This window comes from Psychrobacter sp. DAB_AL32B (assembly GCF_002224105.1).
In the GTDB taxonomy this organism is placed as follows: Bacteria; Pseudomonadota; Gammaproteobacteria; order Pseudomonadales; family Moraxellaceae; genus Psychrobacter.
This window is the reverse complement of the sequence record NZ_NEXU01000094.1, coordinates 1-969: the sequence shown is the minus strand read 5'-3', so window position 1 is coordinate 969 and position 969 is coordinate 1. Positions and strand designations below refer to the sequence as shown.

General features: G+C 42.1%; 1 protein-coding gene and 1 pseudogene. Both read left to right on the top strand.

Annotated elements, in window-relative coordinates:
- A pseudogene (locus CAN34_RS11185) lies at positions 1–209 on the top strand (succinate--CoA ligase subunit alpha); the annotation flags it as partial.
- Positions 210–324: 115 nt separating this feature from the next.
- A partial coding sequence (gene galE / locus CAN34_RS11180) for a UDP-glucose 4-epimerase GalE (RefSeq protein WP_089555727.1) occupies positions 325–969 on the top strand: 645 nt, incomplete at its 3' end.

Sequence of the window (969 nt, the reverse complement as noted above, 5' to 3'; positions counted from 1 at the left end):
CAAAGACCATGTCACTAAGCCAGTCGTTGGTTATATCGCTGGGTGGCACTGCTCCTGAAGGCAAGCGCATGGGTCATGCTGGCGCTATCATTTCAGGCGGTCAAGGTACTGCTGAAGAGAAATTTAAAGCCTTTGAAGATGCAGGTATCGCGTATACACGTGACCCATCTAAACTAGGTGACAAGCTTAAAGAAGTTACTGGTTGGTAATATAGGCGTCTGTCTTAACCTATTGCTTAACTACTAGAACTGCCTTGATATACCATAAAGACACCCCTACAATGGGGTGTCTTTTTTTGTTTTAAAAACTGCTTTGAGTGATGGTATGAAAAATAAAATATTGGTAACGGGCGGCGCAGGATATATCGGTTCTCATACTTGTATCGCTCTGCATGAAGCAGGCTACGATATCGTTGTCTATGATAACTTATCTAACAGTAGTCATGAGGCTATGAATCGTATCTCGAACCTTATTGGAAAGCCAATCGAGTTTATAGAAGGCGATATTCGAGATGCTGAGTCACTCAGGCAAGTATTTGTCACGCATCAGTTTTTTGGCGTGATTCACTTTGCGGGTTTAAAAGCCGTTGGTGAATCTGTTGCTAAGCCATTGATGTATTATAATAATAACGTCAGTGGTACGATTACATTATTAGAAGTGATGGCTGAGTATAACGTGAAGCGCTTGGTTTTTTCTTCCTCTGCTACGGTCTATGGTGATCCTGAAACGTTACCGATTGATGAGGGCTCGAAGCGCTCCTGTACCAATCCTTATGGTCAAAGCAAACTGGTCGTTGAGCATATTTTAGAAGACCTAGCCGTATCTGACAGTGATTGGAACCTAATCACACTTAGATATTTTAATCCAGTTGGTGCGCATTCATCAGGTCAGATTGGTGAAGATCCAAACGATATTCCTAATAATTTGATGCCTTATATTTCGCAAGTAGCCGTTGGTAAGCTGTCTCAG